Origin of the sequence: Chryseobacterium sp. Leaf180 (assembly GCF_001424585.1) — a bacterium.
Lineage (GTDB): Bacteria > Bacteroidota > Bacteroidia > Flavobacteriales > Weeksellaceae > Chryseobacterium.
In genome coordinates this window covers 1,200,788-1,225,604 of record NZ_LMPJ01000001.1, presented here as the reverse complement: position 1 = coordinate 1,225,604, position 24,817 = coordinate 1,200,788, and the positions used below count along the sequence as shown (strand labels likewise).

Sequence of the window (24,817 nt, the reverse complement as noted above, 5' to 3'; positions counted from 1 at the left end):
AAAAATTAGAAGTATAAAAATGGCTTCAAACAAAATACAATTTAGAAGTATTCACGAGCTTAAAGACCCAGCGCTAAACAGCAAGCTGGCTCTGAAAGAGTTTCAGGAGGAGATTCCGGTAGAAGATTTTTTAGCAGATGCTCAAAAAACCGAATCCAGCACTTCGAGAAGAGATTTCTTAAAACTTTTGGGTTTCTCTACAGCAGCTGTTACTTTGGCAGCATGTGAGGCGCCGGTGATTAAAACGATTCCTTATGTCGTAAAACCACATGATATTATTCCGGGAGTACCCAATTATTACGCTTCCACTTATTTTGACGGTTTCGATTTTGCCAGCGTTTTGGTAAAAACAAGAGAAGGAAGACCGATTAAAATTGAACCGAATCCTATTGCAGGAGATTTAGGTAAAACAAGCGCAAGAGCTCAGGCAGCAGTACTTTCTCTTTATGATAATGATAAAGTAAAGCAGCCAAAACTGAACGGTAAAGACGAGACTTTCGATAAAGTAGATGATTTCGTTCTGAAAGGTCTTGCAGAAGCGGCAGCAGCAAACAAGAGAATTGTGCTTTTGTCACACTCTTTTGCTTCACCTACTTTCAAAAAATTATTTTCAGATTTTAAAGCTAAATATCCAACTGCTGAACTGGTAACGTATGATGCTTTCCCTTACGCAGCAGCATTAGACGCCGCTCAGGAGGTTTTCGGAACAAGAGCTTTGCCGGTTTACAACCTTTCAACTTCAGAGTTGGTGGTTTCTTTCCAGGCAGATTTCCTGGGAGATTACAACGCAGCAAGTCTTGAAACATCTTACGCAATGGCAAGAAAGCCGGGCGCAAATATGTTGAGACATATTCAGGTAGAATCTAATTTATCTTTAACAGGAGCCAATGCCGATTCTCGTTACAAACTGAAGCCAAGTGCGGTAAATAAAACCTTGGTTGAAGTGTACAACGCAATCGTTGGTGGCGGAACAGCTGATAAAACAGCTTCTGAAATTGCAAAAGAACTTACAGCTAAAGGAAACAAAGCAGTTGTTTTTGCTGACGGATCTAAAGGTGCACAGGTTTTGGCGCATTTGATTAACCAAAAATTAGGTTCGGTAGCATTTACTGGGAAAGCGAACTTCCTGAAAGAATTCGACAAAGCAAGATTTGAAGAATTTCTAGGATGGGTAAACGGTGGACAGGTTGGTGTTTTGATTACCAATAATGTTGATCCTATTTACTCTCACCACAAAGGACAGGATTTCAAAAAAGCTTTAACAAAAGTTCCGTACGTAATTGCCGTTGCCGATAAGAAAAACGCAATGTATGATGCTGCAAAAGCAGTAATTCCTGTTGCGAACTGGTTAGAATCTTGGGGAGATTTAGAGCCTCAGTCAGGTGTTTACACTTTGATGCAGCCGACGATTCAGAAGATCTACAAATCCAGACAGATCGAAGATTCACTTCTTGTTTGGATGAACGGGAAGAATAACGCGGCAAATAATTATTACGATTATCTGAAAGCAAACAGTACGTCTCTTTTGGGCGGAACTACTTTCAATAAAGCTTTATATAACGGATTCATCGGATCCACAAATAATACAACATTGTCTTATGCTGCAGGAAACGCAGCTCAAGCAGTGGCAGAACTAGGAAACTTCCGTGCTTCTGATCTTGAACTTGTTCTTTATACCAAAACATCTATCGGTGACGGTACTCAGGCAAACAACCCGTGGTTGCAGGAATTACCGGATCCAATTACAAGAATGTCTTGGGATAATTACCTGACCATTTCTCCAAAAGATGCAGAAAGATTAGGCATCGAGAATGATCTTAATGCGAGAATGCAGCTTGACGGTTCTATCGTAAACCTTACGGTAAATGGTGTGAAGCTTGAGAACGTTCCTGTATTTATTCAGCCTGGTCAGGCAGAAGGTTCTTTAGGTTTGGCTTTGGGCTACGGTAAGAAAAACTCGGGAGCGACGGCTGATACTGGTGTAAATGCTTATCCGCTTTTCGACGGATCTAATCTGGTTATAGCGAATGCTAAAATCGAAAAGACAGGCGAAGATCATGAGTTTGCAGGAATTCAGCTTCAGAATACTTTGATGGGACGTTATGAAATTGCGAAAGAGGTTCCTTTAACGGAGTTCTTAAACGTACCTTTCGATGACGAACACAACGGTTGGAACAAGCCTTTGGAATATCATACCATCAGTGGAGCACTTCCAGCAGGGAAAATTGACCTTTGGGATGCTTTTGACGATACCGACGGCCCTCACTTTAATCTTTCGGTTGATTTGAACTCCTGTACAGGTTGTGGCGCCTGCGTTATTGCTTGTCAGGCAGAAAACAACGTTCCTGTTGTAGGTAAAGAAGAGATCAGAATGTCGAGAGATATGTACTGGTTGAGAATCGACCGTTACTATTCTGCAAAAGAAACGATTGAAACTAAAGAAGGTGTAGAAAGAGGATTGAATGTTCCTCAGCTTTACGATATATTAATTCAGCCAAATGAAAGCCCGGATGTGATATTCCAGCCGGTAATGTGCCAGCACTGTAACCACGCTCCTTGTGAAACTGTTTGTCCGGTAGCGGCAACTTCACACGGTAAGCAGGGACAAAATCATATGGCTTACAACAGATGTATCGGTACTAGATATTGTGCAAACAACTGTCCTTATAAAGTAAGACGTTTCAACTGGTTTACATATAACCTGAATGACAAGTTCGATTTTAATCAAAATAACGATCTTGGAAGAATGGTATTGAATCCTGATGTTGTTGTAAGAACGAGAGGGGTGATGGAGAAATGTTCACTTTGTATTCAGCAGACTCAGGCAACAATTCTGAATGCGAAGAAAGAGAACAGAAGAGTAACAGACGGTGAGTTTAAAAAATCTGTGGCTTGTGCGGCAGCTTGTCCTACAGGATCACTTACTTTCGGAGACATGAATGACAAAGAATCTGAAGTGCGTGGTTTATACTCGGGCAACAGAAGATATCATTTACTGGAGGAGATCGGAACCAAACCAAATGTGTTCTATCACACCAAAGTAAGAAACAGAGTAGAAAAATAAAGTTTAAATAATAAATAGGTAAAAAATGTCAGGACATTACGAAGCTCCGATAAGGGAACCTCTAATTATTGGTCACAAAACTTATCACGATATCACGGAGGATATTGCCAGACCTATAGAAGAAAGAGCAGGAAAACTGTGGTGGATATCACTCTACGCAGCTTTGGTTCTTTTCATCTACGGATTTGGTTGCATCGCCTACACGATCGGGACAGGTATTGGAGCATGGGGGCTTAACAGAACTATTAACTGGGGTTGGGATATTACCAATTTCGTATGGTGGGTAGGTATCGGTCACGCCGGAACACTTATCTCCGCAGTATTATTATTATTTAGACAGAGATGGAGAATGTCTGTAAACCGTTCTGCGGAAGCGATGACCATCTTCGCCGTTGTACAGGCAGCAATCTTCCCGGTTATTCACATGGGTAGAGTTTGGGTAGGTTACTGGGTTTTCCCTTTACCAAACCAATTCGGTTCTCTTTGGGGGAACTTCAACTCTCCTCTACTTTGGGACGTATTTGCAATCTCTACCTATTTCTCAGTATCGACCGTATTCTGGTTCATGGGACTAATCCCTGACTTTGCAATGATCAGAGACAGAGCAAAAACTCCCTGGACTAAAAAGATCTATACATTCCTTGCATTCGGTTGGGGTGGAAAGGCAAAGCACTGGCAGCGTTTCGAAGAATTATCTTTGGTACTTGCAGGTTTGGCAACTCCACTTGTATTCTCGGTACACACTACGGTATCTTTTGACTTTGCTACATCGGTCATTAAAGGATGGCACTCGACGATCTATCCTCCGTACTTCGTTGCGGGTGCGATCTTCTCAGGATTTGCAATGGTACAGACGCTATTGTTAATTGCGAGAAAAGTTTGTCACCTGGAAGAGTATATTACCATGTATCATATCGAAATTATGAACATTGTAATTATCTTAACAGGCGGTATGGTAACCGTAGCTTATGCAACTGAATATTTCATCGGCTGGTACTCCGGTTCAAGATTTGAAGACTTTACCTATTTATCTCCGGGTGCTGCTACAGGACCTTACTGGTGGGCATTCTGGGCTTTGATCTCTTGTAACTTAATCATTCCTGCAGCATTCTGGTTCAAAAGAGTGCGTACGAACATCATCGCGACTTTCATTATCGCTTTGATCATCAACATCGGTATGTGGTTTGAGCGTTTCGACATCATTGTAATCAACCTTTCGAGAGATTATTTACCTGGTTCTTGGACGATGTTTAAACCAACCATCATCGACGTAGGTGTATATTTAGGAACAATCGGATTCTTCTCTGTATTATTCTTACTATACGCAAGAACATTCCCTGTCATTGCACAGGCCGAATTAAAATCAATTTTGAAAATCTCAGGAGAAACTTATAAAGCAAAAGAAGGAGATGAGCACCACTAAAATTGTATATGGACTTTATGCCGACGACGACGATCTGATGAACGGCGTGAAGGCATTCAACGATAAAGGAATCGCGATCAACGAAGTGTACACTCCGTTTCCGGTTCACGGGCTAGACAAGGCTTTAGGTTTAAAGAAAACAAGAATTTCTGACGCTGCGTTTTTGTACGCTTTGTACGGAGTTTCTATAGGTGCAACCGTTACCTGGTATGTAATGAATCACGACTGGCCACAAAATATCGGTGGTAAGCCGGCATTTGACTGGGCGCATAACATGCCCGCTTTCGTGGTTCCTATGTTTGAATTAATGGTTTTCTGTGCCGCTCACATGATGTCACTTACTTTCTTGGTAAGAAACAAAATGTATCCTGGTGCTCCGGCTCAAAACCCGGATCCTAGAACGACTGATGATAAATTCATGATGGAATTTGTAACCGACGATGTAGAATCTGTAAAGCAATTGCTTATCGATACTGGCGTTGAAGAAATTACCGTTAAAAATGTAGAGTCTGTAACTCAGCCGTTGGCAGGTAATGACGATAAAGATATAACCGTTAAAGATGCTTAAAATGAAGAGAAATATCTTAAAAATTACAGCGGTTTTAGGTATAGCAACTTTAGCACTTAATTCTTGCGGACCTAAAGAAAATACACCTTTGGTATATTTCCCGGATATGTACTATCCGGTAGCTTATGATCCTTTGATGAAAGCGGAAATCGCTTACTCTGATCATGAAAATGAAATTCCGGCATTCGTAAAAAATAATGGTGCCACAGGATTATCTCCCGTAGAAGGTTCTGTAGCTCAAAATAAAGACGGTGTTTTTGAAGAAGGTAAACTTCCGAAAAATCCGGATGAATATAATGCAGGTTATGACGCATCAAAGAAAATGATGATGTCACCATTAAATCCTGCCAATGCTGCGAAAGATATTGAAAGAGGAAAGATTTTGTTTGATCATACATGTTCTGCATGTCACGGTACTGGCGGCGACGGTCAGGGACCAATCGTACAGAGCGGTGCTTACAGTGGAGTTCCAAACTATGCAGACAGAGATATTACTGTAGGATCTATCCATTATGTAATTACAAACGGTAGAAATGCCATGGGTTCTTACGCAGGTCAGCTTAATGCCGGCGACAGATGGAGAGTGGCAATGTATGTGATGAGCGCCTTCAAAAAAGGTGGTACTACGGCAACAGCAGCTACGACAGATACTGCAGCGAAAAAAGATTCAACCGCAACTAAAAAATAAGAAAAGAAAATGTATAGTTTTTCACCAAAATTAAAATCAACATCTCTCATACTTCTTGTTCTAGGTTTAGTTCTATTTAGTGTTGGGTATTTCATGAATAGTAGTCTTTCGACTGAAAAGATTAAAGGCATGATGGATGCAATACACGCTTCCGGTCATGATGCGCCAACGCATTCAAGCGAAATGAATGGTCCACAAGATGATTTGTCTCATTTGGAGCATGCGACGATGCAGATTCACAATTCACCATTGGCTTCAATTCATTTTGTGGCGGTGTTTTTATTCGGTCTCAGCTGCGCGGTATTGTTTTTCTACTGTATTCAGCACGCGGCACACGCAGGTTGGCCGATTATCATTACGAGAGTGATGGAAGGAATTGCGTCTTATATTCCTTACGGTGGAATTATTTTGATCATTTTGATGGTTTTAAATATTACGCATCAGGGTCACCTTTTCCACTGGATGGATCCTGAATTGACCAGAGAAGGTTCACCAACTTTTGACGTAATTTTATTCGAAAAGAAGATATTTTTAAATATTCCTTTTTACGCTGCAAGAACTTTAATCTATGTAATCGGAGCAACATTCTTCGCCTGGAAACTGAAAAAACAGTCTAAAAAAGTAGATGACACAAAATCTCTTGTAGATTATCAGATGCTTTACAGATGGGCAGTTGGATATATCGCATTTTTCGGGTTTGCTTCTGCAGCCTGGGCTTGGGACTGGTTAATGTCAATTGACCCGCACTGGTACTCTACCATGTACATCTGGTACTCAATGGTTAGCTGCCTATCAAGCGGCATCGCGGTAATCATTCTGGTAAGTGTTTATTTAAAGAAAAACGGATACCTTCCGCAGTTTAACGATAACCACTTGCACGATTTAGGGGTATTTTTATTCGCAACGAGTATGCTTTGGACGTACACCTGGTTTGCACAGTTCATGCTATACTGGTATGCCAACGTTCCGGAAGAAGTAAATTATTTCTTCGGAAGATTCCAGCACTACGGCGTTACTTTCCTACCAATGCTGATTGTAAACTTCCTTTTACCGTTATTGGTTTTGGTAAGCAGCAGCATCAAAAGAAATTACAAAGTAGTTACCATTATGGCTTGTGTAGTAATCTTCGGTCACCTTTTGGATTATTTCAATATGGTAATGCCGGGCACCGTTGGTCCTTTCTGGAAAACTCCTGAAATGATTCTTCTGGTAGCAGGCTCAGTGTTATTCTTTGCAGGATTATTTATCTTCACAGTAATGTCTGGCCTCAGCAAATTGAAACTGATTCCTACAGGTAATCCTTACTTACACGAATCTGAGATCTACGAATATCCTTTCTAAGGAATTGTAACAAAACATATTTACTAAAGACTGATTATTTAAAATCAGTCTTTTTTTATATCTGATCTTTTTAAAACTAACCTTAAATAACCATGAAACTAAAACAAATCCTCTCGCTCGCACTGCTTTTCGCAGTACAGTTTTTGCTCTCACAAACTATTACCTTCATATCCGAAAAAACAGGACAACCATTACCGCAGATTTCCGTTTTTGGTAATGACGGAAGCATCCTTGCCTACTCCGATATCGACGGGAAAATTGAAAAGCAAAAACTTGATCCTTTCAAAGAAAACTTTCAGCTGGTGCAGGATCAGTTTATCTTAGGCACTTTTACATACGCGCAGCTGAACAGTGATGTCGTAAAAGTGAAAGACCGCATAAAAGACATTGAAGCGGTTACCATTAAAAAAGGAAAGCCTGCTAAATATGTTTTGGTAAAAGGAAATTTTAATACTTATATAACTGTCAACGGCAAACTCAACACTTACGCCGACGGTGTCGCGACGTATATTTTTGACTACAAATCAGGGAAAATAAAATCATTGAAGATCGAGCATTATCGCGTCTTTAACAATGAAAGGGCAGAAAATAATCAAAAAGTAGTAGCATCAAACGACTTTGTTTCTAACTTAAAACTTCCCGATCTCCAGTACGCAGCAAGGATCGACGAATATTTAGCAAAAAGAAAAAACGCCAAAGAAGTTAAAAACGGAAAAAATGACGCTGTAGAGTTAAAAACTGAAACTTTACAAAACAGAGAATTCTCACTCTTTGGCTACCGCTTCTACGACTTACAAAATATCATTAACTATGCCTACGAAAATGATTCTAAAAAAGCTCTGCGGGATCTAACATCCTCCAGCGAATTATTTTTCATGAAAATTAAACATAAATCAGAGCCGGAATATAATCAGGTAAATATTTACAGGAATTTTTATGCAGCAGAGATTGATTACAGCGACGAAATAAACATCGATGATGTAAAATTTAATAAAAACCAAAGCAACTACTCTACCGAGTTCTGGAAAACCGAGGATTTCCCCAATATGCAGCCGATCTTTTCTAAGTTCTTTAAAGACGATCTGAAGGAGAAACAAAACAATAAATAAAATCACAAAATCGTACAGCTTTTATTAAATTTGCCTTAAATCATTTTCAAATGAAATCGTTGTGACCATTAAATCCAATCGTTGATCAAGTTACTACGACTCCTTATGAACCATAAAAAACAGTAAATATCTACATATGAAAAAGCTTTTTCTACTGATGACTTTCAGTCTTTTGTTTTTTACGTCTTGCAAAAAAGACAGTGTAGATGCGACTTCTACACAAACTCTGCAGTCCAGCATTAACGATATGGCCTCGAGTCTGAATACGATTCAGCAGTATAAATTCAATGAAGCATTGTACATTTTGAAAACGTTCGGTGTGGATGCTGACGGCGACGTCAATGAATTGAAAGCTTTGGGAAAACTGATCGACGGTAAAAAAGTTCCGGAAATTCTATCGATGGCAGACCAGGTTGCACAGAAAAACGGCATCGACTGGGCGAGCAATGCGCCGCCGTCTTTAGGTGAAATGAATATCTTCGGCAACGCTTCTGCAAAAGAAAGCGATCCTAATGATGTACGTGCAAAATCTTTAAACGTAGAAACAAGATTTTTCGGGGACAATGGTAGCGGCCCGACAGGTTTACAGGTTATTCCTAAACTTGTGGATGATGCAGGAAATCCAATTTCTTTCACCGGAGCAGCACTGGAAACAACTTTGGAGATTTTCAGCAACGGCGTAAGACTTTCGACTTCTAAAAACCTGATGACTGATAATAATTTTAAAGGTTTCAGCGTAAATTTCGGCTCATTAATGTCGTCAAAAGTGGTTGACAATAAAATCGACGTGACTGTTTCGGTGAAAACAACAGCGAAAACATTAAAAATGACAAAAGTTGGTTTAGAAGTAAATCCGCTTGCTTTGAAAATGCCACCTCCACCGGTCGTCGATACGGCTGCAGTTACAATCGATCCAAACGCAGTAATTGATCCTGCAAATCCGACAGGAACTACTCCAGGCACACCGGAAACTTCGCCAGCAGCTCCAAAAACACCAACTGCAGATCCGAAAACTACGGTGACCAGATTCTTAAATAATGTAAGTTCACAAAACTTAAAAGCAGCCTACGACGCAGCGAGCAATCCTTCGTGGGGAAGCTACGAATCGTTCAGCAACCCGACTTCTGGCTTTGGTAGCGTAAAAAATGTGAGTGTAAAAAATATTACGACAAACGGTACGACTCCAAATTCTGCAAGTGTAAACGCAACATACGATGTTACCGACAAAACCGGAAGAACGACTTCTCTGAAAGTAACTTTCGGGCTGAAAAGTGTAAACGGCGACTGGAAAATCTCCAGCTACAAGATCAACTAAAAACATTTGTTTAAAGCTGAATCTTTAACGGAAATCTTCAGGATTAAATAATACGATAAAAGTATTTGTAAATCACACAGAAACAATTAAATTTGCAGTTCAATTTTTTAAGAATTTATGGCAAAATTGGGTAAGAATGCTCCAAACGAGCAAGAAGGTAAAGAAACTGTAGAGTTTTTTAAAGACCTCGACAGAGAAGCTCTAAACACGGAGCGTTTTCTTGAAAGATATGCAAAACCTCTCAGCATCGCTTTCGGAGTGCTTGTTCTGGCAGTTTTGGGCTGGTTCGGTTATCAGCAGTTTGTTGTTGAGCCTCAAAATCAGGAAGCTCTGAAAACGTATCTTGCTGCTCAGAAAAACCTCAGCGAAGGAAAAGAAAAAGAAGCTTTGGGCGGAAAATCTGCAGCCAATCCTGGATTTTTAGGAACTTACAATGAATATTCTTCTACCAAAATCGGAAAACTTTCTGCGTACAATGCAGGTCTGATCAAATTCAAAGAAGGAAAATTTCAGGAAGCCTATGATCTTTTAGATAATTTTTCATCTAAAAACAAAACCATGATGGCAATGAAATATGGTGTAATGGCTGACGCAAAATCTGGTTTAAACAAAAACGACGAAGCTTTGGAACTGTTAGATAAAGCTGCATCTGCATCAGACGATCCTTACACATCGTATTATTTCACCAGAAAAGCGGGAATCGTTGCTTTGGGAATGAAGAAAAATGCAGAAGCGAAGAAATATTTTTCTGCAATCGACGAGAAATATCAGGATTACGACAATGGAATGTCTGACGCTTATATCGAAATGACTAAATATTTTAACTAAAATATGGCAACAGTAAATCTTTCAGATTACAAGCCACTTAATATCACCAATGCCGAAGATTTTTCTATCGGCATTGTTTTTTCTGAGTGGAATGATTTTGTAACGTACAATCTGCGCGATGCAGCGCTTCAGATACTCGAAAAAGAAGGCGTAAAGCCGGAAAACATCAGACAGTTCTCTGTTCCCGGCGCTTTTGAACTCAACTATGCAAGTATGCAGCTTTGCAAAGAGCGGAAATTTGATGCCGTGATTTCTATCGGATGTGTGATTCGGGGTGAAACGCCGCATTTTGATTTCGTCTGTTCAGCAGTCGCTCAGGGTATTAAAGACTGTAATATTTTGACTGATACACCAACGATTTTCTGTGTGCTGACCGACGACACCAAAGAACAGTCGATCGCGAGAAGCGGTGGAGATTTGGGTAATAAAGGTGTAGAAGCGGCAGTAACCGCCTTAAATATGATTCATTTTAAAAGAAATCTTTCTGATAAAAAAGGAAATATTGGTTTCGGAAAATAAACCTGAAATCTTTTCAAAACAAAAAAGGAGCTTTTTACAGCTCCTTTTCTTTTATATTCAGTTTATTGTGATCGATGAGATGCGGCACAAAGCGACTTTCATTATTGGTGATGAGATGCATACTTTCGCGGATTCCTATGCCGGCGGCTTCCTGACCTATCACCCAACTTCCGATGACCGGATAATTTCCGTCGAAATTGGGAAGATCAAACATTTGCTGATAAATGAAACCCTGCTTTGCGTAATCGCCACCATTCTGCTCGATTTCTTTTCCGTTTTTAAACAAAGTAACATTCGCGCCTTCTCTCGAATAAACCGGTTTTTTAACGAAATTCTGCAGATGTTCCTGTTCAAAATAGGATTCTAAAAGCAGAGGATGTTTCGGGAAAAGTTCCCATAGAACCGGCAGAATCGCTTTTGAAGACAAAATGACTTTCCACGCAGGCTCGATCCACTGCGACCGAAAATCATTCCGAACTAATTTTTCTGCAAAACCGTCTTCAATAATCCATTCGTAAGGATAGAGTTTAAAAATATAATCCATCACAGAATTGTCGGCAGCAATAAATTCTTCCACATCTTCTGCCCAGCCGATATCCTGCACAGGAATAAACTCAGTCTCGAAACCTGCCTGCGTCGCACAGTCGCGCATATACTCCACATTTGTCACATCTTCGATATTCGTCAGGGAAGAAAAATAAATATAATGTGGTTTCATGTATTTTTTCAGATATTTCCAGTAATCGACCAGCTTTTCGTGAATCGAATTAAACTGATCTTTATTCGGAAACATCTCCTGAAGCCAATACCACTGAATGACCGACGCTTCATAAAGCGAAGTTGGCGTATCGGCATTAAACTCGAGAAGCTTCAGATTTTCTCCGTCAAAGCCAAAATCAAATCTTCCGAAAACAGACGGATGATCTTCCTCCCAACTCGTCGTAATGTAATTTCTGAAGTTTTCTGGAATATTAAAACGGTCCCAGAGTTTCTTTTCAATCACATGATCTACCGCGGTAAGGCACATCTGCCACAGTTCGGCAGTTGCGTTTTCAATCTGGTCGATTTCTGACATTGAAAATTCATAGTAATGGCTTTCGTCCCAGTACATACCTTCCAGCGAATGATAGCCGAAGCCGAGATTTTCCAGTTTATGTTCCCAGTTTTTCCGGAATGGTGAAGCGATTCTTTTCATACTATGATGATGCGCGGAAGCCGCTTTTGCCCAAATTTCCTCTCATCACATTTCCCTTGTAAACATTGCGTCCGACATTGGATTTTGTACTGATCGCATCACTGTAGTATCCGGCTCTTTGGTAAGTGCCATTGCTGTAAGCCCCATAAGGTCTGAAAGCATGATAGAGCAAAAATCCTGTCATAAAGCCGTGCGCATGAGAATAAGATGCTGTAGAATCTGATCTCATGTAGACTTTTTTTTCACCTTTCCATTCGTCTTTCGGATTTTCCTGCGCGCAGGCAGCGAGAATTCCGGTAACGAAAAGTAACTTTACAGAGCTTGATTTTTTCATTACTGCACGGTGATATAAAATTCGTAATCTTTTTTCATTTTTACAGTCTTCTCATTTCCATCTTTGTCTTCAACCACATTGATGGTGTCGCCCAAAGTAGGAATCGTATCTCTTTTAATGATCTCGCGAACCAGTTTATTGTCTTTCCAGATTTTATGTTTTGTAATTAAAACATCTGCAGAATCGATATGCTGCACGGCAAGCACTGTTTCTATGGCTGCATTTTTGTCTACATCTTTTACTTCGTCTTCTTTCGCTTCTTCACAGGAAATTATGCTGACTAAGCTTAAAAAGATAAATGCTGTTTGAATCTTTCGCACCTTTGTATTATTTTTTCACAAAAATATTATTTAAAATTCTAATTTAGTACGATCAAATTATAAATTATGAAATGGACAGATGACAGAAGCGGAAATGTAGATGACCGCAGAGGCTCGGGCGGCGGCGGAATGCTCGTTGGCGGCGGACTGGGAACGATGATTATTGCCGCAATTGTATTTTTTCTCGGCGGAGATCCTTCCGCAATTTTATCTTCCGGTGGAAACTCGGCCCCGCAAACCGAACAGCGGCAACTGAATGCTGAAGAGCAGAAAACCGGAGAATTTATACAGATGCTTACCGCAGAAAACGAAGAAACCTGGACCAAGATTTTTGCTGATAATGGGATGCAGTATCAGCCTGCAAAAGTGGTTTTGTTTGAAAGTGCCACCAATTCCGGTTGTGGAACTGCACAGTCTGCGATGGGACCGTTTTACTGTCCGGCAGATCAGACTGTTTATATGGACATGAGTTTTTTCCGTGAACTGCAGACACAGTTTGGTGCGCAGGTAACCGAGTTTACCGTTGCGTATGTTCTCGCACACGAAATGGGACATCACGTGCAGAATCTCTTGGGGACTTTGGATAAAAGAGAACAGATGCGACGAAGCGGACAGTTTTCTGAAGCTGAACTGAATCAATTATCCGTCGGCACCGAGCTACAAGCTGATTTTTATGCCGGAGTATGGTCCCGTGTAACTGGCGACCGTGAAAAGTTTCTTGAACCCGGCGATCTAGAATCTGCTTTAAGTGCTGCAGAAGCTGTCGGTGATGACAATATTCAAAAAAGAACGCAGGGACAGGTAAACCAAGAAAGCTTTACACACGGCTCTTCTGCTCAGCGGAAGGAATGGTTTATGAAAGGCTACAATAGTGGCGATATACGCCAGGGGCAAGAGCTCACACAATAAAAACAAAAAATCCTGAAAATTAGCTTTCAGGATTTTTTTATGCTATGATTTCTCGATCGGGTTGCTGTTTTTCTTAAGTTCCTCTTTCACCCTTTCTTCCATTCGTTTTCGCATCTCAGCCGGATTCTGACCGCCTCTCGCAGACATTGGTGGCGCTGGCGCACCAGATCCTCCACCGCCCTGCGTCATAAAAGACATAGGATCAGATTTAAATTTCGCCTGCTGCTTGGCATAATCTGCACGTTTTACTTTGATGGTATTACCAAACTGCATCATTTCCGGAAGCGCAGCGACTTTATAGTTTTTCATTAAGTCAAATGAATAATCGCCATCTGCATCTTCAACTTTTACGATCAGGCCAGGAAGTCCGTTGAATTTGTACGGTCCGTCCTGATATGGCAAATCGGTCGTAAACCAAGCTGTCCATTTCCTTCCGGCAAAATCAGTCTCTGCTTTCTGCACTTTATAATCGCCAATTTTTGTGGTTTCAGGTAAAATTTTCCACGTCATCATACGGTCTTCAGGATAGCTGTACTGATCTCTGCCGAGACGGTCGAGGTAATATGTTTTCTGCTCTTTCGAATCTTTTTCTACAGTATAATTGATGATCGAGCGAAGGCTTTCCATCTGCTCCCGGTTACCACCCATTCTCACGCCGCCATTCTGCATTGCCTGACGGATAATTGAGTCTCTTTTGATTCTGTTTTCAGCATAAAAAAGAGATTTTTCTGGTGTGATGTCGAGGTATGCATTTTCAATTTTCACATCAGCCTTATCATCTGCATCAGGCTTCATTGTCACCTGATAAACGAATCGGTTGACTTGTGAAAAAGCGAGATTGGCGATGAGCAAAAATGCAATAAAAACGGTTTTTTTCATTTAAATATATTTGATTTGGGTTTTTGATTTTAATTTAGATTCAAAGTTAAGCCATCGATAATAAAAATAGTTAAAATAAAATTGCCGATTTTCATATCATGATTATTGTGCGTATTTTTGTGCTGTTAAATCATTCTAAATAAATACAATGATAAAAGTTTCAGATCATGCGAGACAAAAAGCCATCCAACTGATGACGGAAGATGGTTTTGATCCTGCAGAAGACTATATAAGAGTGGGCGTAAAGAGTGGCGGATGTTCTGGTTTGGAATATGTTTTAGGTTTCGATAATAAAAAAAACGAAACCGATCAGATTTTTGAAGATAACAACATCAAGATCATCATCGAAAAAAAATCGATGCTGTATCTTGCGGGAACTGTTTTAGAATATTCCGGCGGACTGAACGGAAAAGGCTTTGTCTTTAATAACCCAAATGCTGCCAGAACGTGTGGTTGTGGTGAGAGTTTTAGTTTATAGACACTTGACGTTATAAACAGACAGATGACTTTTTGTCTGAAATTTAACGTCTGAAATCTTAAAAAATGAGTAAATACACTGAAGACGACCTTAGAGTCGATTTAGAAAATAAAAAATACGAGTTTGGATGGGAAACCATACTCGATTACGAGGATTTCCCGACAGGTCTGAACGAAGACATCGTACGCGCTATCTCGGCTAAGAAAGAAGAGCCGGAATGGATGACAGAGTGGCGACTGGAATCTTACAGAATCTGGCTGAAGATGATTGAGCCAGAGTGGGCGAACATCAAATATGAAAAACCTGATTTTCAGGCGATAAAATATTACGCTGCCCCAAAATCTAATCCACAGCTGGAAAGTTTAGACGAAGTAGACCCGGAATTGCTAGCGACTTTTGCCAAACTGGGTATCAACATTGAAGAGCAGAAAAGACTTTCAAATGTTGCGGTTGATATTGTGATCGACTCTATTTCTGTAAAAACAACTTTTCAGGATACATTAGCAGAGAAAGGAATTATTTTTTGTTCGATTTCCGAGGCAATTAAAAACCATCCGGATTTGGTAAGAAAATATCTCGGAAAAGTAGTTCCGAGAGGTGATAACTTCTATGCAGCTCTGAATTCCGCCGTATTTTCTGACGGAAGTTTCTGCTATATTCCAAAAGGAGTAAGATGTCCGATGGAACTTTCTACGTATTTCAGAATTAATCAGGCAGGAACAGGCCAGTTTGAAAGAACGCTTGTGATTGCAGATGAAGGAAGCTATGTTTCCTACCTGGAAGGTTGTACCGCTCCGTCAAGAGATGAAAATCAGCTTCACGCTGCCGTTGTAGAATTAATTGCAATGGATAATGCTGAAATTAAATATTCTACCGTTCAAAACTGGTACCCGGGAAATGAAGAAGGAAAAGGTGGAGTTTTCAATTTTGTTACCAAAAGAGGACTTTGCGAATACAAGGCAAAAATCTCATGGACACAGGTTGAAACCGGTTCTGCGGTAACCTGGAAATATCCTTCATGTATCCTGAAAGGTGACGGTTCTATTGGAGAATTTTATTCCATCGCAGTAACCAACAATCATCAGTACGCCGATACCGGAACAAAGATGATTCATATTGGGAAAAATACAAGATCCACAATTATCTCCAAAGGAATCTCTGCAGGAAAATCTCAGAATTCATACAGAGGACAGGTAAAAGTAATGCCTTCTGCAAAAGGAGCCAGAAACTTCTCTCAATGCGATTCATTGCTGATGGGTAACGAATGTGGTGCACATACTTTCCCATATATAGAAATCAAAGACCCGACGGCACAGCTGGAACATGAGGCTACGACGTCAAAAATCGGTGAAGATCAGATTTTTTACTGTAACCAGAGAGGTATTGATACCGAAAGAGCAATCGCTTTGATTGTAAACGGTTTCAGTAAAGAAGTTTTAAACAAGCTTCCAATGGAATTTGCTATAGAAGCGCAAAAATTACTGGAGATTTCCTTGGAAGGCTCTGTTGGATAAAATTAGTATTTAAAAAAGATTTTTACAAGGAAGAATTAAGTTCAAATTAATTGAACTGGAAAATGATTTTAGCCTTGCAGCAAACTCAAATATATGTTAGAAATTAAAAACCTACACGCCAGAATTGAAGATGGCGCACAGATTTTAAAAGGAATTAATCTAGAAATAAAACCGGGCGAAGTACACGCCATCATGGGACCAAACGGTGCCGGAAAATCTACGCTTTCTTCGGTAATTGCAGGAAAAGAAGAGTACGAAGTAACAGAAGGTGAAATCCTTTTTCAAGGTGAAAACATTATTGAAGATGCTCCTGAAGAGAGAGCCCACAAAGGAATTTTCCTTTCTTTTCAATATCCGGTAGAGATTCCGGGGGTTTCCGTGACCAACTTTATCAAAGCTGCTTTGAACGAAAACAGAAAGGCCAACGGACTGGAAGATATGCCTGCAAAAGAAATGCTGGCTATGATTCGTGAGAAATCTGAAAAATTGGGAATTAAAAAAGATTTCCTTTCAAGATCATTGAACGAAGGATTTTCCGGAGGTGAAAAGAAGAGAAACGAAATTTTCCAGATGATGATGCTGAATCCTAAATTGGCTATTCTTGACGAAACCGATTCAGGTTTAGATATCGATGCTTTAAGAATCGTAGCAGACGGTGTCAACACTTTTAAAAGCGAAGGAAATGCTGTACTTTTGATTACGCACTATCAAAGATTGCTAAACTATATTCAGCCTGATTTTGTACACGTGCTGGCCAACGGAAAAATCATCAAAACCGGCGACAAATCTTTGGCTTTGGAACTTGAGGCAAAAGGCTACGACTGGCTTCTTAACTAATATCATCAGCCTGAAAATTTTAATAATTAAACGAAATATTTGTCTTCAGGAAGATTTTGGATTTTCTCAGAAGACAAAAAAACGTTCAACTAATGAGTTTAAACGAACAAATTTTAAATAATCACACCGCTTTTCTGGAAACTTTAAGTCATCGTTTTCTTGACGAAACCCGGGTTTCTGCTTTGAAAAAGTTTACGGAAATTGGCTTTCCGACTAAAAAAGACGAAGAATACCGATATACAAACATTCGTGAAATTGTAGAGAAAAACTATAATTTTTTTCCGAAAGAATCGCATAACATTACCAAAGAGCAACTTGATCTGCTTCATCTGGGCGAGGAAAATTTTGACTGGATTGTTTTCGTTAACGGAAAGCTGTGCAAAGAATTTTCAAAAATCTCTATTGAAAACGCAGAGTTTCTTTCTTTCAATTATGCATTAAATGATGCAGCCCACAGAGATGTTTTTGAGGAATATTTCAATACCATTACCGCTAAAAATCTGGCTTTTACCAATCTGAATGAAGCGTACTGCAAATTTGGATTTTTTCTTAAAGTTCCGAAAAACGTGATCATCGAAAAACCAATTCATGTTTTTTATCTCTCTCAAAATCAGGAAGACAACACGTTTTACAACACCAGAAATTTACTGATTGTAGAAGAAGGCGCGAAGGTAGAAATCATAGAAAGTCATCATAATTTTGATGAAAATTATGTTTTCACAAACAGCGTAACAGAGATTTTTGCCCATCCAAATTCAAAAGCGGACTGGCACAAAGTGCAGAACGACAGCGAAACTTCGTATCTCGTGGATCATACGTTTGCAAAGCAGGAACGCGACAGTCTGGCAACAGTCAATACATTTTCTTTTGGCGGAAAAATCGTGAGAAACAATCTCGATTTTATTCAGAATGGCTCAAATGTCAATTCGTTCATGAACGGTATCACAATTATCGGCAACGAGCAGTTGGTCGATCATCACACCGCTGTGCATCACAATCAGCCAAATTGTGAAAGCTACCAGAATTACAAAGGGATATTTAAAGATAAATCGCACGGCGTTTTCAACGGGAAAGTTTTTGTGGATAAAATCGCGCAGAAAACCAATGCCTACCAACAGAATAATAATGTTTTGCTGAACGAAGGTGCTTCAATTGATACCAAACCACAGCTCGAGATTTTTGCGGATGATGTAAAATGTTCGCATGGCTGCACCGTTGGACAGTTGAATAAAGATGCTTTATTTTATCTGAGAGCAAGAGGAATTTCGAAGAAAGAAGCACAGGCCTTACTGCTGTACGCTTTTGCGAATGATGCGATTCAGAATATCGACATCGAACCTTTAAAGGTAAAAATTGAAAAACTTTTAGCTGAAAAACTGGAGGTTGAAAGCACTTTTTAATCTGATTTAAATAAACAAAAAGCACTTCGTAATGAGGTGCTTTTTTATTCAAAACTTATTTCTTCAGCCACCACTGGCTGTCTTTCCGGTCTGAGCGTTTCACGCCATTATCAATACTGTACGCAATACCAACGCCCAATGTCTGTTTCAGCTGCGTTTTCTGTATCTGGTTATGATCATACATGAGATCGACTGTTATAATGCTTGATATAAACCGGTTGATTTTCATGTTGAGCAGCATATTGTACGAAAGCACCATGTGATCGGGCCGCTCGAGGTAATTGGAGAAAATTGAAGCCGTATTTGTCACTTCAATATTTTCCATCAGTTTTACTTTGTAAATTGCCGAACCTAAAAAACCGATCTGCATCAGGAAAAAATCTCCGTCTGCTTTGAGACCGTAAGTACCTTCCAGCTGCAATTCAGGATCGAGAACGAAAGTAAATCTTCCGTTGGCAGGTCTCAATGTCGCGGTAAGGTTTTCATTCGGCCGATACGTAATCCCTACTCCAGCATTCACATAGCCCGGTGCCATAAAATTTGAAATCTTTTTTGCTGAAGGATTATTTCCGTCTTCAAAACCGCCCGAAAACTGCGAAAGCACACTCGCACCACTGGAAATGTACCAGCTTTTCGAAAACTGCCGCCCGTAGTTTGTAGAAACATTCAGTACATCCTGAGTTTTTCTCGTGCCCACACCTTTGGTCGTATTTTGTCCGTAATTTAAAATGATGATATTTTCCCAAAGATTTTTTTCCTTCTCGTACGTCAGATTATAATTAATACTTGCCAGCCAGCCAACATTATTGGCACCACCGCCAACCCAGTTTGAAAACGCTGCCTGATTAAACAAAACACTGTTCTTCGCCTGTATTGACCAATGTCTAGGAGCTTTTAGGGTATCAACTTTCGCGGTGTCGGTAATTACAACCTGCGCATTAAGAAAACTTAAAATCAAAAGAAATAAAACTAGGGAAATCTTTCTCATAGACAATCTTTAGCGTAAAAATAATGATATTAAAGCAAACGGGGGATCGAGATAATTTGTCGGATTTATTGAATTATATATTTAAAGTGATTAAAAACCAAGCGTTTTTGGCTGAAACTTTTCATTAACTTTAATAAAAATCGACATATTTTCCGAAAAAAAGTCTTGGCTTTTGATTTGACAGTTTTTGATCATGATTAAAAATGTACTTCATAAAAGAGCGATCATTAATCCGCTGCTCATGCTCGGTGCCATGTGGTTTGGTTTTCTTCTGCAGAAATTCGGGTTTTTTTCAAACTGTTTCGGAGCCATTATTCCGCTTTTGCCGGAAGGTCTTTTAGGTATCGTCACCGCACCGCTGCTGCACGGAAGTTTAGAGCACATCATCGGAAACTCGATCCCAATCGCCGTACTTATGTTTTTACTCTACCAGTTTTATCCGCTGGTGGCCAACAAAGTTTTTATTTTGGGCTGGCTGGCTGCAGGTTTACTGCTTTGGATGCTGCCGCCAGTCGACGTGATGACCGGGAATTATGCGTACACGTGTACCATTGGCGCGAGCGGTGTTGTCTATGTTTTGGCATTTTACCTCTTTTTCAGCGGTGTTTTTAAATGGAATATGACCTTGCTCACGATTTCACTTTTGGTTGTACTCTATTATGGAAGTTTAATTTGGGGGATTTTCCCGGAAGAAATGTTTTACAGGCTGGAAGCGCCGAGTAAAATTTCCTGGCAGGCGCATCTTTCCGGAGCGGCTGTGGGAAGTATGCTGGCCTTTATGTTCAGAAAAGTGGGCGAGAAAAAGAAGCGTTTTATCTGGCAGTTCCCAAATTATTACAACGAAAAAGACGATAAACTCTGGCAGGATTACAAAGAAACGCATCCTGATGATTTTAGCGAGTTGCCTTACAAAAAAAGAGAAGACATCTGGGACAGGCTCGATGATTTGCGCAAAAAATAAGCGGCAATTTCTTACATTTGAGTAAACAAAACACAAATGTATTCTGACGAGCAACTCTACTCTATTGCACTTCGGCGGTGCAGTTTCATTGGTGATATTAATTTTTTTAAACTGGCGAGAGCTTTTGGAAGCGCAAAAAATGTCTGGCAAACTCCGAAAAAAGATTTAGCCCATATCGACGGAATTGGCAGAAAGACCATAAGCGATATCGGAAATTCTGAGCATCTCGGTTTTGCGGAAGAAGAGCTGAAATTCTGTGAGAAAAACGCTGTCAGAATACGCTTGCGTCATTTAAACGAATTGCCTTTTATTCTGTCCGAATGCGAAGACGCGCCAGCAATCCTCTATCAAAAAGGAGATTTTAATGAAGATCTAAAACCGATCAGCCTCGTCGGCACAAGAAACATCACAGCCTACGGCAAAAAGTTTGTGGAAGACTTTTTTGAACAGTCTAAAAATCAAAAATACATTTCCGTGAGCGGTCTTGCGCTGGGTGTTGATAAAGAAGTTCATGAGCAGTCGCTGAAAAATAATATTCCTACAATCGGTGTTCTCGCGCATGGTTTTCATACATTTTATCCTTCCAAAAACCGTTTTCTTGCTGAAAAAATGATTGAAAACGGCGGTGCACTTTTATCTGAATTTAATTCGTCACAAAAGCCCGACAGGGAAAACTTTATCCAGAGAAACCGGATTGTTGCGGGCGTTTCTCCGGCAACTTTAGTAGTTGAAACGGCTTTTGGTGGAGGCTCAATCAGCACGGCGACTTTTGCCAACATATATAACCGTGACGTCTTTGCGCTTCCCGGAAAAATCACCGACAAATACAGTCAGGGCTGCAATCATCTGATATTTCAAAACAAAGCGACAGCGATTTCAAATCTTCCCGATCTTTTTGATCTGCTGGGAATTGGGGAAACAAATAATTTGATGGGAGAGCTTTTTCCGCAGAAGAAAATTCATGTCAATCTCACAGATGCTCAGCAGGAAATCTTTGATGAAATTTCAGCAAATCCTAATATTACTCTGGATGATCTGGCGGAAAAAATTGCGCGGCCTTCTCATAAGATTCTGCCCACGATCTTAGAACTAGAACTTTTAGGTGCTGTAAAATCGCTTTCCGGGAGACAATTTTTGGCGGTGTGATATTTAATGATTTCGTAATATGTCATTATTTATCATATAACTTTTCATTTTCTGTAAGGTTTAAGATAAAATTATTAATTTAACAATAATCAGTCTCAATATTATTCAATTTTCAGCAAATATCAAATAAGGTCTTGTGAATCTGAAAAAAAAAATTAAATTTGTTGGCATAATATTCAACCCTACGTATATGGAACAATATAATGTTGACCAGAAGATTCAGGAGTTTATTGCTAAGATTGAAGCAAAAAACCCAAATGAACCGGAATTTTTACAGGCAGTAAAAGAAGTGGCTGTTACGGTAATTCCGTTTATCATGACCAGAAAAGAATATACCGGTATGAAGCTCCTCGAGCGCATGGCGGAGCCTGAGCGTGTAATCATCTTCAGAGTGCCATGGGTTGACGATAAAGGAGAAATTCAGGTAAACAGAGGTTTCAGAATCCAGATGAACTCTGCTATCGGGCCGTACAAAGGAGGAATCCGTTTCCATCCTACGGTAAACCTTTCTGTACTGAAATTTTTAGCTTTCGAGCAGGTATTTAAAAACTCTCTTACAACGCTTCCGATGGGCGGCGGTAAAGGTGGTTCTGATTTTGATCCTCAAGGCAAAACGGATATGGAAGTAATGCGTTTCTGCCAGGCTTTCATGACAGAAATGTGCAAACATATCGGCCCTGAAACTGACGTTCCTGCAGGTGACATCGGTGTTGGCGCAAGAGAAATCGGATATTTATTCGGTCAGTACAAAAAAATCAGAAATGAGTTTACAGGTGTACTTACCGGGAAAGGTTTGGCTTACGGTGGATCATTAATCCGTCCTGAAGCAACCGGATACGGTGTTGTGTATTTTGCTGAGCAGATGCTTAAAACGATCGGACAGACTTTTAAAGATAAAACAGTAACCGTTTCAGGTTTCGGAAACGTAGCCTGGGGTGTTATTAAAAAAGTAAACGAACTGGGTGGAAAAGTGGTGACACTTTCTGGTCCCGACGGTTATGTTTACGATAAAGACGGTATCGAAGGAGATAAAATCGATTATTTGCTTGAACTGAGAGCTTCCGGTAACAACAGAGCTGAAGATTATGCAAAAAAATATCCTTCTGCTGTATTCCACGCAGGGAAACGCCCGTGGGAAGTAAAGTGTGATGTAGCAATTCCTTCAGCTACACAAAACGAACTTGATCTTGAAGATGCTAAAACATTGGTAGAAAACGGCTGCGTTTGTGTAACAGAAGCAGCAAATATGCCTTCTACTTTAGAAGCGATCAATTATTTCCTGGATAACCAGGTGCTGTTCTCTCCGGGGAAAGCTTCAAATGCCGGCGGTGTAGCTACATCAGGTTTGGAAATGACGCAGAACTCTATCAGACTCAACTGGACTTCAGAAGAAGTTGATGCGAGACTGAAGGAGATCATGATCGGAATTCACAAAGCGTGTAGAGATTATGGTAAAGAAGAAAACGGATATGTAAACTATGTGAAAGGCGCGAATATCGCAGGCTTTGTAAAAGTAGCCGAAGCGATGCTTGCACAAGGTGTAGTATAAAAATAAAGAAAAATCCGGAAGTTATTTTCCGGATTTTTTATTTCTAAAATATTAAAAAAGCGTTGAGATTTTCAACGCTTTTTTCTTGTTTAAAACTTTAGTTTGAAGCTTTCAAAATGTTGATGATTACATGAACGGCTTTCTCCATACTTTCTAAAGCCACGTATTCGTAAGGCCCATGAAAATTGATTCCGCCGGCAAAAACATTCGGACAAGGCAATCCCATGTACGAAAGCTGTGCGCCGTCTGTTCCTCCACGAATGGCTTTTATTTTAGGTTCAATTCCTGCTTCAGTCATCGCTTTTGCAGCGCGGTCTACGATGTACATTTTTCCTTCAAACTGCTGCTTCATATTTCGGTACTGCTCTTTGATCTCAATCTCAGCCGTTCCTGCGCCATGCTTAGCATTAAATTCTTCAATTTTCTGCACGATAAATTTCTTTCTCGCTTCAAATTTTTCATCATCATGATCTCTGATGATATACTGAAGTTTAGCTTCTGAAATATCTGCCGTTACATCCATTAAATGATAAAACCCGTCAAAACCTTTGGTGGTAGAAGGCGTTTCGTTTGCAGGAAGCGAACTGATAAATTCTGCAGCGAGAAGTCCGGCATTTACCATTTTACCGAAAGCATAGCCCGGATGCACGCTTAAACCGTGAATTTTCACAACTGCGCCAGCTGCATTGAAGTTTTCATATTCAAGTTCTCCCACTTCGCCGCCATCCATCGTGTAGGCAAACTCAGCTCCGAATTTTGCCACATCAAATTTGTGCGCACCTCTTCCGATTTCTTCATCCGGTGTGAAACCAAGTGCCATTCTTCCGTGTTTAATTTCAGGATGAGCCATTAAAAATTCGGCAGCGGTAACAATTTCGGCACACCCAGCTTTATCGTCAGCGCCTAAAAGTGTGGTTCCGTCTGTCGTAATTAATGTCTGACCCACGTATTTTTTTAAACTTCCAAATTTTGAAGGAGAAAGTGTAAAGTTTGTTTCTTTGTTTAAAACCAAATCCTGACCCTGATAATCTCTCCAAACCTGCGGATTAACATTTTCCCCACTGAAATCCGGCGAAGTGTCATAATGCGAAATAAAACCGATTGTGGGCTCGTCATCATTTTCAAGATTTGAGGGCACATATGCCATGATATAGCCGTTTCCGTCGATTGAAACATCTTCCAAACCAAGACTTTTCAATTCCTCAGCGATATAATTGGCAATATTCCACTGGCGTTCTGTAGAAGGCGTAGATTCGCTGTCGGCATCACTTGTCGAGTATATTTTTACATACGTAAGAAAGCGGTTTAACAGCTTTTCTTTCCACATTTCATTGAATTCTATTGTATCCATTATCTATACTTAAAAATTTTAAACAAAGTTACTCATTTTGCCGCTGACTGCCGGTTTTTGTGCTTTCAGATCGTTTTAAAACGTTCAAAAAAGTGCTAAAA

The 24,817-nt window shown here is 40.0% G+C and carries 23 protein-coding genes; 17 read left to right on the top strand and 6 right to left on the bottom strand.

Annotation, left to right across the window (positions count from 1 at the left end; translation table 11 throughout):
* Window positions 1-19 precede the first annotated feature (19 nt).
* From ASG01_RS05750 to ribH, 9 genes are all read left to right on the top strand, one after another.
* Window positions 20-3,064 (top strand): TAT-variant-translocated molybdopterin oxidoreductase, encoded by a 3,045-nt coding sequence (locus ASG01_RS05750; RefSeq protein ID WP_055861188.1) that lies wholly within the window; start codon window positions 20-22, stop codon window positions 3,062-3,064.
* Between the two features lie 25 nt (window positions 3,065-3,089).
* Window positions 3,090-4,487: an NrfD/PsrC family molybdoenzyme membrane anchor subunit gene (gene nrfD, locus ASG01_RS05745; protein ID WP_055861185.1), complete on the top strand. Its 1,398-nt coding sequence runs from the start codon at window positions 3,090-3,092 to the stop codon at window positions 4,485-4,487.
* Entirely contained in the window at window positions 4,474-5,055 is a 582-nt protein-coding gene (locus ASG01_RS05740) for a DUF3341 domain-containing protein (protein WP_055861183.1), read from the top strand. The genes nrfD and ASG01_RS05740 overlap by 14 nt, the downstream gene beginning before the upstream one ends.
* Entirely contained in the window at window positions 5,048-5,743 is a 696-nt protein-coding gene (locus ASG01_RS05735) for a c-type cytochrome (protein WP_055861181.1), read from the top strand. The genes ASG01_RS05740 and ASG01_RS05735 overlap by 8 nt, the downstream gene beginning before the upstream one ends.
* 9 nt (window positions 5,744-5,752) lie before the next feature.
* Window positions 5,753-7,084 carry a hypothetical protein gene (locus ASG01_RS05730; RefSeq protein ID WP_055861177.1) on the top strand — a complete coding sequence of 444 codons (1,332 nt, stop codon included), beginning with the start codon at window positions 5,753-5,755 and terminating at the stop codon, window positions 7,082-7,084.
* A gap of 92 nt (window positions 7,085-7,176) precedes the next feature.
* Entirely contained in the window at window positions 7,177-8,193 is a 1,017-nt protein-coding gene (locus tag ASG01_RS05725) for a hypothetical protein (RefSeq protein WP_055861174.1), read from the top strand.
* 136 nt (window positions 8,194-8,329) lie between these two features.
* Complete coding sequence (locus ASG01_RS05720) at window positions 8,330-9,508, top strand: NTF2-like N-terminal transpeptidase (protein WP_055861171.1); 1,179 nt, start codon at window positions 8,330-8,332, stop codon at window positions 9,506-9,508.
* A 117-nt stretch (window positions 9,509-9,625) separates the two neighbouring features.
* Complete coding sequence (locus ASG01_RS05715) at window positions 9,626-10,336, top strand: tetratricopeptide repeat protein (RefSeq protein WP_055861169.1); 711 nt, start codon at window positions 9,626-9,628, stop codon at window positions 10,334-10,336.
* Window positions 10,337-10,339: 3 nt separating this feature from the next.
* The gene (gene ribH / locus ASG01_RS05710; RefSeq protein WP_055861166.1) at window positions 10,340-10,855 is read left to right on the top strand and encodes a 6,7-dimethyl-8-ribityllumazine synthase; all 516 of its coding nucleotides are present in this window, start codon (window positions 10,340-10,342) and stop codon (window positions 10,853-10,855) included.
* Window positions 10,856-10,889: 34 nt separating this feature from the next.
* On the opposite strand, the gene ASG01_RS05705 is transcribed toward ribH, so the two are convergent.
* From ASG01_RS05705 to ASG01_RS05695, 3 genes are read right to left on the bottom strand one after another with little or no spacing between them, the layout of a single operon-like run.
* Window positions 10,890-12,050, bottom strand: a complete 1,161-nt coding sequence (locus ASG01_RS05705) for a glutathionylspermidine synthase family protein (protein WP_055861163.1) — start codon at window positions 12,048-12,050, stop codon at window positions 10,890-10,892.
* A 1-nt stretch (window position 12,051) separates the two neighbouring features.
* On the bottom strand, window positions 12,052-12,384 hold the full coding sequence (locus ASG01_RS05700; protein ID WP_055861160.1) for a hypothetical protein: 333 nt from the start codon (window positions 12,382-12,384) through the stop codon (window positions 12,052-12,054).
* On the bottom strand, window positions 12,384-12,704 hold the full coding sequence (locus tag ASG01_RS05695; RefSeq protein ID WP_055861157.1) for a hypothetical protein: 321 nt from the start codon (window positions 12,702-12,704) through the stop codon (window positions 12,384-12,386). Before ASG01_RS05695 ends, ASG01_RS05700 begins: the two co-directional genes overlap by 1 nt.
* 66 nt (window positions 12,705-12,770) lie before the next feature.
* Here ASG01_RS05695 and ASG01_RS05690 point away from each other — a divergent pair, with 66 nt between their 5' ends.
* On the top strand, window positions 12,771-13,613 hold the full coding sequence (locus ASG01_RS05690; RefSeq protein ID WP_055861154.1) for a neutral zinc metallopeptidase: 843 nt from the start codon (window positions 12,771-12,773) through the stop codon (window positions 13,611-13,613).
* A 42-nt stretch (window positions 13,614-13,655) separates the two neighbouring features.
* Here ASG01_RS05690 and ASG01_RS05685 read toward each other — a convergent pair whose 3' ends face one another.
* A complete protein-coding gene (locus tag ASG01_RS05685) occupies window positions 13,656-14,492 on the bottom strand; it encodes a GLPGLI family protein (RefSeq protein ID WP_055861151.1) in 837 nt (278 codons plus the stop codon).
* Window positions 14,493-14,640: 148 nt separating this feature from the next.
* Between ASG01_RS05685 and ASG01_RS05680 the strand changes: the two genes are divergently transcribed.
* The 4 genes from ASG01_RS05680 (at window position 14,641) to sufD (ending at window position 18,721) form a co-directional block, all read left to right on the top strand.
* On the top strand, window positions 14,641-14,970 hold the full coding sequence (locus ASG01_RS05680) for a HesB/IscA family protein (RefSeq protein ID WP_055861148.1): 330 nt from the start codon (window positions 14,641-14,643) through the stop codon (window positions 14,968-14,970).
* A gap of 65 nt (window positions 14,971-15,035) precedes the next feature.
* Window positions 15,036-16,484: a Fe-S cluster assembly protein SufB gene (sufB, locus tag ASG01_RS05675; protein ID WP_055861146.1), complete on the top strand. Its 1,449-nt coding sequence runs from the start codon at window positions 15,036-15,038 to the stop codon at window positions 16,482-16,484.
* Between the two features lie 93 nt (window positions 16,485-16,577).
* Window positions 16,578-17,321 (top strand): Fe-S cluster assembly ATPase SufC, encoded by a 744-nt coding sequence (gene sufC, locus ASG01_RS05670; RefSeq protein WP_055861143.1) that lies wholly within the window; start codon window positions 16,578-16,580, stop codon window positions 17,319-17,321.
* Window positions 17,322-17,413: 92 nt separating this feature from the next.
* On the top strand, window positions 17,414-18,721 hold the full coding sequence (gene sufD / locus ASG01_RS05665) for a Fe-S cluster assembly protein SufD (protein ID WP_055861139.1): 1,308 nt from the start codon (window positions 17,414-17,416) through the stop codon (window positions 18,719-18,721).
* 55 nt (window positions 18,722-18,776) lie between these two features.
* Here the strand turns inward: sufD and ASG01_RS05660 are convergent, their stop codons facing one another.
* Entirely contained in the window at window positions 18,777-19,709 is a 933-nt protein-coding gene (locus ASG01_RS05660; protein ID WP_055861138.1) for a DUF3078 domain-containing protein, read from the bottom strand.
* 193 nt (window positions 19,710-19,902) lie between these two features.
* Between ASG01_RS05660 and ASG01_RS05655 the strand changes: the two genes are divergently transcribed.
* The 3 genes from ASG01_RS05655 (at window position 19,903) to gdhA (ending at window position 23,365) form a co-directional block, all read left to right on the top strand.
* Window positions 19,903-20,670: a rhomboid family intramembrane serine protease gene (locus ASG01_RS05655; RefSeq protein WP_055861134.1), complete on the top strand. Its 768-nt coding sequence runs from the start codon at window positions 19,903-19,905 to the stop codon at window positions 20,668-20,670.
* A 36-nt stretch (window positions 20,671-20,706) separates the two neighbouring features.
* Entirely contained in the window at window positions 20,707-21,816 is a 1,110-nt protein-coding gene (gene dprA / locus ASG01_RS05650; RefSeq protein WP_055861131.1) for a DNA-processing protein DprA, read from the top strand.
* 190 nt (window positions 21,817-22,006) lie between these two features.
* Entirely contained in the window at window positions 22,007-23,365 is a 1,359-nt protein-coding gene (gene gdhA / locus ASG01_RS05645; protein WP_055861128.1) for an NADP-specific glutamate dehydrogenase, read from the top strand.
* 97 nt (window positions 23,366-23,462) lie between these two features.
* Here the strand turns inward: gdhA and pepT are convergent, their stop codons facing one another.
* Window positions 23,463-24,716: a peptidase T gene (pepT, locus tag ASG01_RS05640; protein WP_055861125.1), complete on the bottom strand. Its 1,254-nt coding sequence runs from the start codon at window positions 24,714-24,716 to the stop codon at window positions 23,463-23,465.
* Between the last annotated feature and the right edge of the window lie 101 nt (window positions 24,717-24,817).

Excerpts from the sequence above, each read along its gene's own strand:
- ASG01_RS05750 (WP_055861188.1), top strand. The coding sequence starts at position 20 with ATGGCTTCAAACAAAATACAATTTAGAAGTATTCACGAGCTTAAAGAC.
- nrfD (WP_055861185.1), top strand. The coding sequence starts at position 3,090 with ATGTCAGGACATTACGAAGCTCCGATAAGGGAACCTCTAATTATTGGT.
- ASG01_RS05740 (WP_055861183.1), top strand. The coding sequence starts at position 4,474 with ATGAGCACCACTAAAATTGTATATGGACTTTATGCCGACGACGACGAT.
- ASG01_RS05735 (WP_055861181.1), top strand. The coding sequence starts at position 5,048 with ATGCTTAAAATGAAGAGAAATATCTTAAAAATTACAGCGGTTTTAGGT.
- ASG01_RS05730 (WP_055861177.1), top strand. The coding sequence starts at position 5,753 with ATGTATAGTTTTTCACCAAAATTAAAATCAACATCTCTCATACTTCTT.
- ASG01_RS05725 (WP_055861174.1), top strand. The coding sequence starts at position 7,177 with ATGAAACTAAAACAAATCCTCTCGCTCGCACTGCTTTTCGCAGTACAG.
- ASG01_RS05720 (WP_055861171.1), top strand. The coding sequence starts at position 8,330 with ATGAAAAAGCTTTTTCTACTGATGACTTTCAGTCTTTTGTTTTTTACG.
- ASG01_RS05715 (WP_055861169.1), top strand. The coding sequence starts at position 9,626 with ATGGCAAAATTGGGTAAGAATGCTCCAAACGAGCAAGAAGGTAAAGAA.
- ribH (WP_055861166.1), top strand. The coding sequence starts at position 10,340 with ATGGCAACAGTAAATCTTTCAGATTACAAGCCACTTAATATCACCAAT.
- ASG01_RS05705 (WP_055861163.1), bottom strand. The coding sequence starts at position 12,050 with ATGAAAAGAATCGCTTCACCATTCCGGAAAAACTGGGAACATAAACTG.
- ASG01_RS05700 (WP_055861160.1), bottom strand. The coding sequence starts at position 12,384 with ATGAAAAAATCAAGCTCTGTAAAGTTACTTTTCGTTACCGGAATTCTC.
- ASG01_RS05690 (WP_055861154.1), top strand. The coding sequence starts at position 12,771 with ATGAAATGGACAGATGACAGAAGCGGAAATGTAGATGACCGCAGAGGC.
- ASG01_RS05685 (WP_055861151.1), bottom strand. The coding sequence starts at position 14,492 with ATGAAAAAAACCGTTTTTATTGCATTTTTGCTCATCGCCAATCTCGCT.
- ASG01_RS05680 (WP_055861148.1), top strand. The coding sequence starts at position 14,641 with ATGATAAAAGTTTCAGATCATGCGAGACAAAAAGCCATCCAACTGATG.
- sufB (WP_055861146.1), top strand. The coding sequence starts at position 15,036 with ATGAGTAAATACACTGAAGACGACCTTAGAGTCGATTTAGAAAATAAA.
- sufC (WP_055861143.1), top strand. The coding sequence starts at position 16,578 with ATGTTAGAAATTAAAAACCTACACGCCAGAATTGAAGATGGCGCACAG.
- sufD (WP_055861139.1), top strand. The coding sequence starts at position 17,414 with ATGAGTTTAAACGAACAAATTTTAAATAATCACACCGCTTTTCTGGAA.
- ASG01_RS05660 (WP_055861138.1), bottom strand. The coding sequence starts at position 19,709 with ATGAGAAAGATTTCCCTAGTTTTATTTCTTTTGATTTTAAGTTTTCTT.
- ASG01_RS05655 (WP_055861134.1), top strand. The coding sequence starts at position 19,903 with ATGATTAAAAATGTACTTCATAAAAGAGCGATCATTAATCCGCTGCTC.
- dprA (WP_055861131.1), top strand. The coding sequence starts at position 20,707 with ATGTATTCTGACGAGCAACTCTACTCTATTGCACTTCGGCGGTGCAGT.
- gdhA (WP_055861128.1), top strand. The coding sequence starts at position 22,007 with ATGGAACAATATAATGTTGACCAGAAGATTCAGGAGTTTATTGCTAAG.
- pepT (WP_055861125.1), bottom strand. The coding sequence starts at position 24,716 with ATGGATACAATAGAATTCAATGAAATGTGGAAAGAAAAGCTGTTAAAC.